Below are 7,591 nucleotides of genomic sequence, written 5' to 3'. Positions count from 1 at the left end.
CCTTCGGGACCCTGCGGCCCTGTGGGGCCTTGCGCACCGTCCGCGCCTTGCGCACCGTCCGCGCCTTGCGCACCGTCCGCGCCTTGCGCACCGTCCGCGCCTTGCGCACCGGTGGCGCCTTGAGCGCCCTCTGTCCCTTGTGGTCCCTGTGCGCCGGTGTCGCCTTGCGGCCCGGTAGGGCCCTCAACGCCTTGAGGGCCGTCCGGTCCCTGCGGTCCTTGAGCGCCGTCGGCACCGATATCTCCTTGTGTGCCCTGGGGTCCGACCGGCCCCTGCGCACCCTGGGGTCCAGCCGCCCCGTCCGCACCTGGTGCGCCTGTCGCACCTGGGGGCCCGTCGGCTCCGTCGGCGCCCTGGGGCCCGATCCTTCCCCGGGGGCCGGCGGGGCCTTGCGCGCCGTCATCGCCGGCGCTGCCGTCGTCTCCGTCCGCACCGCGGGCACCTGGTGCGCCGTCGGCCCCCTGGGGGCCAGGTGGCCCGGGCGGGCCTGACGCTCCATCAGAGCCCTGGGCGCCGCTGGATCCGTCGGCGCCCTGCGGGCCCGCGGGTCCTGTCGGACCGGTGCCGCCGGGCTGCCCTGACTCACCTGTGCCCGCGTCGGGGTACCCGAAGATCGGGCCGCGAACACCCGGGGGTTGTGGTTCCTGCCAAGGATTGTCCGGTCCGCCCGAGACGTCTGCTCCTGCTCGGGCGGCGCCCAGGAACAGCACGGCAGCCGCGCCGACCGTCAGGCCAGCGGATCTCGCCCGCCTGTACCAGGTCACGACGTCTCCCCGCCGACCAGTGTGATCGCGCCGTCGTCGGTCAGCTTCTTCGACTCGTTCTTCTCGGGCGAGTAGACCTCGACCTGGAAGGCGGCGTTCTCGAAGGAGAAGTAGGTCGACAGCGGGCGGTTGTCGAACACGGCCACCACCGCCCCGCTCCGGGTGTGTTCCACTGTTGCGAGGTCGGTGTCGGCCCCCTCGAGGCCCTCGTACCCGGTCAGGGCGTGGTAGGTCGCCACGGTGAGGTGCTTGGAGGGATCGCCTGCTGCGGATCCTTCGGGCAGGTACCGGACGAACGTGCCGCTGTTGGCCGTGAGCGTGAGCTCGATCTCGGTGTCGGGGACCTCGCCGCGCCAGTACAGCGGGTAGTGCGTAGCAGCGAATTCTTCGAGCGCCTCGGCCGAGACGATGGTGGGCACGCCCATTCGAATCTCGTCGGCGGAGCTCGCCGCTGAGCTGGTGTCGTCGGCTCGGGACACGGCCAGCGACCAGCTCCCGACTCCGACGACCACCAGGAGGACCAAGGCGGTCAAAGCGCCCAGGGCCACTTTCACAGGTGTACGCAAGATAACCCCCATGGAGTACGTAACAACCGAATGCCCCTTGCGGAAGAAATCAGAGCAGAAACACGAAGAGGTCGCAATCCGAGTTCACGTTGACCCGACTTATCGGGTTGGTTCGCGTACGCGTGAGCGCCGGTATTCCGGAGCGGCGAACCATTACTTCCGATGAATGCGCTGTGCGGGCATGAGGTGAGGTCGATCACTCTACATTTAATGAGTCGGCATCTAATGAGATGGCATCTATCACCGCACCTCGTGGTGGCCGCAGCGGTCGGGTGCATCGCCTGGCGTGCTGCCGATAACTCGCATCCGCCGATCTGCCGCCGTTGAATTCATCATGTGAAAAGGTGTCGTTCGTGCGGCTGTCCTGGGCTTTTGCCGTATGCGGATTGATCGTGGCAGGAGACGTTGTCCGAATGATCCTGTTCGCGGTCGCTGCCGGGTAATCCCGGTGCCATCGTGTGGCCCGAAGTTCTACCGGTGTATTTCTGGCGGAAGGAATTCGGATGTCCCTGCGAAGGCCGGCGGCCGCTGCGGCTGCTTTGCTCGTCACCCCGTTGCTCCTCGTGGCGCCAACGACGGCGCGCGCCGAGCCGCTGCCTGCCGCATACGCGGGAGGTACCTCGGGTGACATCTTGTCGCTCGGCCTCTCGGTCGCTGGTGCGATCGATGTCAACGCGGCCGTGGCCCATTCGGCCACCGACGTCGACAGCACCGCCGAGCCCCGGTCGCACGCCGAGTCGGCGAACGTCTCGGTCGGCGCCGTCGGCCTCGACGTCCCCGTGGTCAGCGACGAGGCGCAGTCCGGGCCGGCGGCAGGGGAGGACGGCTACGACGCCGGCCTGGGCAGCATCAACGTCCCCGGAGTGCTCACCGTCGACGCGCTGCAGGCCACGGGCGCCACGGCCTGGGCCGGTGACTATGCCTGCGTGCCGGACGGGACGGCGCTGGCGACGTCCGAGACCACCGTCGCCGGTGCGGACGTGGGCCTCCAGCTCCTCGGGATCGGCCTGAGCGTGCTCGACCTCGGCACCGCGCGCACCGGCGGCACCACCGAGCTGCAGGACGGCTCGGTCGTGTCCACCGCGACCGGCTCGCTCGCCGGGCTGTCGCTGATCAACGGCCTGGTCGAGGTCAATGTGCTGGATGCCCCGCAGATCACCGCCCAGTCGGACGGGACCACCGGGTCTGTCACCGCCAACGACTACTCCGTCGAGGTGACGATCGCCGGCGAGACCGTCGTGCTAAACGCCGGCGCGTCGGTCCCGATCTCCCTCGACCTCGGCGTCCTCGCCGTCGACCTGACACTGTCGGTCGGCCAGCTCACCGACACCTCGTCGGGCGCCACCGGATCCGGGGAACTGAGCTTCCTGAATCTCACCGGAGCGATCACCGGACCGTTCGGCGTCGAGGTCGCCAGCCTCGACGTCGGCCTGCTGCCGCTGGTGGCCACCGCCACGGCGCCCACAGGCGGTGTCGAGTGCGACGGGTTGGTCCCGCCAGTCATCACCAGCCCGACGGGCGGCGACCTGGTGATCGACGCGACGCCAACCATCACGGGTACCGGCGTCCCCGGCGCGACCGTCACCGTGCTCGACGACGGCGCCCCGATCGGCACCACGGTCGTGTCCGAGGACGGCACGTGGACCTTCACGCCGACCGAACCACTCGCCGAGGGTGAGAACACGCTCACAGCGACACAGGAGCTCGGCGATGCGGCGTCCGGTCCGAGCGACCCGGTCACCGTCGTCGTGGACACCGTGCCGCCCGAGCCGCCGGTCATCACCGCTCCCGACGACGGCGGCACGACGAACGACGGCACACCCACCGTCGAGGGCACCGGCGAACCGGGTGCCACCGTCACGGTCGTGGTCGACGGCGGGGAGGTTGGTACCGCCGTCGTCGGCGACGACGGCACCTGGACCTTCACGCCCACCGAGCCTCTGAGCGACGGCGACCACGAGATCACCGCCACCCAGACCGACGCCGGCGGCACGACATCCGATCCGTCCGAGCCCGTCACGATCACTGTCGACACCACCGCGCCGGCCCCGCCGGTCATCACCTCACCCGCCGACGGCGACCTGACCGACGACGGCACACCCACCATCGAAGGCACCGGGGAGCCCGGGGCCACCGTGACAGTCGTGATCGACGGTGAGGAAGCAGGCACGGTGGTCGTCGGTGACGACGGGACCTGGACCTTCACACCCGACGAGCCCCTGACCGACGGCGACCACGAGATCACCGCCATCCAGACAGACCTCGCCGGCAACACCTCCGAACCCTCCGATCCGATCACGGTCGCTGTCGACACCACCGCGCCGGCCCCGCCGGTCATCACCTCACCCGCCGACGGCGACCGCACCGACGACAACACCCCGACGATCGAGGGCACCGGCGAACCCGGGGCGACAGTCACGATCATCATCGACGGCGAACCTGTGGGGGAGACCGTGGTGGGTGACGACGGCACGTGGTCGTTCACGCCGACCACCCCGCTGAGCGAGAGCGACCACGAGATCACCGCCACGCAGACCGACCCAGCGGGCAACGACTCCGGCCCGTCGGACCCTGTCACTGTGACCGTCGACGCCCTACCACCGGCGCCGCCAGCAATCACATCACCCACGGACCGGACCCTGACGAACGACAGCACCCCGACCATCGAGGGCACCGGCGAGCCTGGCGCCACGGTCGCGATCATCATCGACGGCGAACCCGTGGGAGAAACCGTGGTGGGCGACGACGGCACGTGGACGTTCACACCGACCACACCGCTGCCCGACGGCGACCGTGAGATCACCGCCACACAGACCGACACCGACGGAACCGTGTCGGACCCGGCCGATCCGCCGATCGTGATCACCGTCGACACCACACCGCCGGCCACGCCCGTGGTCACATCACCCACTCCCGGCTCCACGACCACCGACAACACACCCACGATCAGCGGAACCGGCGAGCCGGGGTCGACCGTCACCATCATCATCGACGGCAAGCCCGCTGGTACCGCCGTCGTGGACGAGAACGGGAACTGGACGTTCACACCCTCCACGTCACTGGGCCGGGGTGAGCACACCATCGCCGTGCAACAGACCGACCCGGCTGGCAACACCTCAGACCGGTCCGAGCCGGTCGCGTTCGAGATCAACTCGCTTGCAGGCGGCAGCGACCCCGACGGGTCAGGTACGGGCGGGACCGGTGCCGGCCCCAGTGGCCCAGGCTCGCTGGCCGTGACCGGATCGGACACCGACCTTGCCGTGACGACCGCGATCGGTCTTCTGTGCGTCCTGCTCGGAGCCGGACTGATCCGGGTCCGTCAGCTCCGCCGCGAGGCCTGACGACCCGGGACCGGTATACCCCAGCGAAGCACACCCCTCAGTGAGGGGCCGCTCGATCAGTTGATCGAGCGGCCGTCGTGGGCCTGGCCCTCGTCACGGAGACCGCGGTGGCGGGGTCCGCCACGGGGCCACCGACCTGCACGACGTCGAGACGGCCGTGCGCTTCGCGATCGAGACCGTCGAGGACTACGGCCGCGGCATCGCGACATTCGCCGACCTGGAGGAGGTTGCCCGGCTGCAGGAGCTGTACGGCAGCATGGCCGGGCTGCGCACGGTGGGCAGTCGTGTGGCGGCGTGACCGCATGCAGCGATGGTGACTGAGCCGCGGGTCGCTGAGCGGCCCGCGGCTCAGACCTGACGAGAGGGGATCAGGCTCCAACCTGGACCCGCGAAGGCGTGTGATGCACGCCACATGTAGCAGTCGATTGCGTCAAGGCGATTGACGCTTCTAGCGTCCCATCAATCGTTTGACGTCAATCGTTCGACGGAGGGACGCGTCAGTGCTGACGATGAAAGACATCGCCGACGAGCTCGGTGTGTCGGTGTCGACCGTCTCGCTCGTGCTCAACGACCGGGACCGCGGCCGGGTGCGGCGCGATGTCGCCGACCGGGTCCGGGCCCGGGCGTCCGAGCTGGGCTACGTCCCCAACCTGCTCGCCCGTGGCCTCAAGACCCGCAGGTCGCACACCATCGGCCTGGTCGCGGACCGGGTCGCGACCGTTCCCTTCGCCGGTCACATGCTGGCCGGGGCGCAGAGCGCGGCCTGGGAAGAGGGCTACCTGCTCATGGTGATCGACACCGGGGGCAACCGTGAGCTGGACCTCCCGGCGGCCCAGTCCCTCCTGCAGCGCGACATCGAAGCGCTCGTCGTGGCCGCGGACTTCCACCGGGAGGTGGTGGTACCGCCGGTGCCGCGCAGCGTGCCGGCGGTGGTGCTCGACGGGTGGCCGAGCGACCCCGGGCACGCGGACGCCGTCGTCCCGGACGAGGTCTCGGGGGCGCACGCCGCCACCGCCCACCTGATCGCAGCCGGTCACCGCCGGATCGGCCTGGTGAACGTATCGGGAGAGACGTACGTGGCCAGCAGGCTGCGCCAGCGCGGCTACGAGACCGCGCATGCCGACGCGGGCCTGGAGGTCGATCCTGGCCTGACCTTCACGGTGCCGGACCCGTCCACGCATGCCGCGATCCCGGTGGCCTTCGACGTCCTGCGCTCGGCGCGCAGGCCGAGCGCAATCTTCTGCTTCTCGGATCAGATCGCGCTCGCGTTCGCGCAGGTGGCCGCCGTCCTCGGCGTGCGTATCCCGGATGATCTCTCGCTCGTCGGCTTCGACAACCAGCAGTTCGTGGCCGACGCGATGATGCCGGGCCTGACGACCGTGCAGCTCCCGCACTTCGAGATGGGCGAGTGGGCCGCGCGGCGGGCCATCGCCCGGATCAAGGGCACCGAGACCGGCCCGGCCGCCGTCGAGCGCATCGTGTGCGGCCTCGTCGAACGCGACTCGGTCGCCCCACCAGCCTGAACCAGTCAACTGCACCATTCGGCACTGAACAGCATGACCCAGCAAGGAGGCTGACATGACCAGAAAGACCCTGCGCACGTACGCCGCGGCGGTCGCTGCCGCGAGCATCACGGCGATCGCCCTGAGCGCCTGCGCCGGCCCGGGCGGCGGTGAGAACTCGGGTGAGACCTTCACGGTCCTGCAGTACGAGAACCCGGACACCGCCCAGGGGCAGGGCTGGCAGCGGGCCCTGGAGCTGTTCCAGGAGAAGCATCCGGACGTCGAGGTCGACTTCCAGACCACGAGCTTCGACGCGATGCGGCAGAACGCGAAGATCCTGCTGTCGGGCAACGACGTGCCCGACGTGCTCGAGTTCAACAAGGGCAACGCCGACGGCGGGCAGCTCGCCGCGCAGGGCCTGCTCGACCCGCTCACCGAGCAGGTGGAGCAGTTCGGCTGGGACGAGAAGGTGACCGGCTCGATGGCGTCGTTCGCGCGCTACGACGAGAACGGGAACGCCGGGTCGGGCAACTGGTACGGCATCCCGAACATCGGTGAGTACGTGATGTTCTACTACAACAAGGAGATCTTCGAGGATGCCGGGATCACCGAGCTGCCCACGACGCTCGACGAGTTCGAAGTCGTGATGGACAAGCTGCTGGCGGCCGGACACACCCCGATCTCCAGCTCGGCCTCCTCCAGCCAGGGCTTCAACCAGATGTGGGTCTGGTACTCGCTCGTCTCGGCCATGTCCGACCGTCAGCAGATCGACGACTTCATGTTCCTCACCGGCGACACGGACTTCACGGCCGGCCCGTGGGCGGCGGGGACGGAGAAGTTTCAGGAGTGGATCGACAAGGGGTACGTCGGCGAGAACCTCGCGGGCCTCTCGTTCGAGCAGGCGACCGTCAACTTCCTCCAGGGCGACGCGGCCATGCTCATCTGGAACAACGGCGAGTTCGCGCGCATCAGCCAGGACGCCCGGTTCGACTGGGACTACTTCACGATGCCCGGCGCCAACCTGACCATGGGGTCCTCCGGGCACCTGTGGGGTGTCCCGGCCAAGGCGGACAACAAGGACCTGGCCTACGACTGGATCGAGATCACCCTCAGTCCCGAGGTGCAGAACCTGATCGGGAACAAGGGCGGGCTGCCGATCGCCGGCGACCCCGCGACGATCGAGGACGAGCGCATCCAGGCCTTTACCGAGCGGTTCGTCGAGCTCTCCGAGGCGGACGAGATGTCGTTCTACCCGGACTACCCGGTCCCGGGATTCCTCGACTTCATCCAGGGCCAGATGCAGGCCATGTCCAACGGCAACCAGGACGCCGCCGGCTACCTCGATGAGCTACAGACCTTCTACGACGACGGCAAGGCCGCGCAGGTCGGCGACTGAGCCCGACCCGGCGCCGGACCGG

At 69.2% G+C, this 7,591-nt stretch carries 4 protein-coding genes and 1 pseudogene; 4 read left to right on the top strand and 1 reads right to left on the bottom strand.

Translation table 11 applies throughout. The annotated features are described in order from the left end of the window. Positions 1-760: 760 nt before the first annotated feature. The gene (locus ACIG47_RS19110; protein WP_397432627.1) at positions 761-1,297 is read right to left on the bottom strand and encodes a hypothetical protein; all 537 of its coding nucleotides are present in this window, start codon (positions 1,295-1,297) and stop codon (positions 761-763) included. Between the two features lie 536 nt (positions 1,298-1,833). Between ACIG47_RS19110 and ACIG47_RS19105 the strand changes: the two genes are divergently transcribed. The 4 genes and pseudogenes from ACIG47_RS19105 to ACIG47_RS19090 all read left to right on the top strand — a co-directional run bounded on the left by ACIG47_RS19105 (position 1,834) and on the right by ACIG47_RS19090 (position 7,569). Further along, a complete protein-coding gene (locus ACIG47_RS19105; protein WP_397432625.1) occupies positions 1,834-4,671 on the top strand; it encodes an Ig-like domain-containing protein in 2,838 nt (945 codons plus the stop codon). A gap of 124 nt (positions 4,672-4,795) precedes the next feature. Next, positions 4,796-4,969, top strand: a pseudogene (locus tag ACIG47_RS19100) (DUF1177 family protein); the annotation flags it as partial. A gap of 211 nt (positions 4,970-5,180) precedes the next feature. Next, positions 5,181-6,194 (top strand): LacI family DNA-binding transcriptional regulator, encoded by a 1,014-nt coding sequence (locus tag ACIG47_RS19095; protein WP_397432623.1) that lies wholly within the window; start codon positions 5,181-5,183, stop codon positions 6,192-6,194. A 55-nt stretch (positions 6,195-6,249) separates the two neighbouring features. Beyond that, a complete protein-coding gene (locus ACIG47_RS19090) occupies positions 6,250-7,569 on the top strand; it encodes an ABC transporter substrate-binding protein (protein ID WP_397432622.1) in 1,320 nt (439 codons plus the stop codon). Positions 7,570-7,591 lie beyond the last annotated feature (22 nt).

It is taken from the genome of Promicromonospora sp. NPDC052451 (genome assembly GCF_044547525.1).
Taxonomy (GTDB): Bacteria; Actinomycetota; Actinomycetes; order Actinomycetales; family Cellulomonadaceae; genus Promicromonospora.
This window is presented reverse-complemented; position numbering and strand designations above follow the sequence as displayed.

What these genes read in the sequence shown, in the direction of transcription:
- ACIG47_RS19105 (WP_397432625.1), top strand. Translation starts at nt 1,834, where the DNA reads ATGTCCCTGCGAAGGCCGGCGGCCGCTGCGGCTGCTTTGCTCGTCACC.
- ACIG47_RS19095 (WP_397432623.1), top strand. Translation starts at nt 5,181, where the DNA reads ATGAAAGACATCGCCGACGAGCTCGGTGTGTCGGTGTCGACCGTCTCG.
- ACIG47_RS19090 (WP_397432622.1), top strand. Translation starts at nt 6,250, where the DNA reads ATGACCAGAAAGACCCTGCGCACGTACGCCGCGGCGGTCGCTGCCGCG.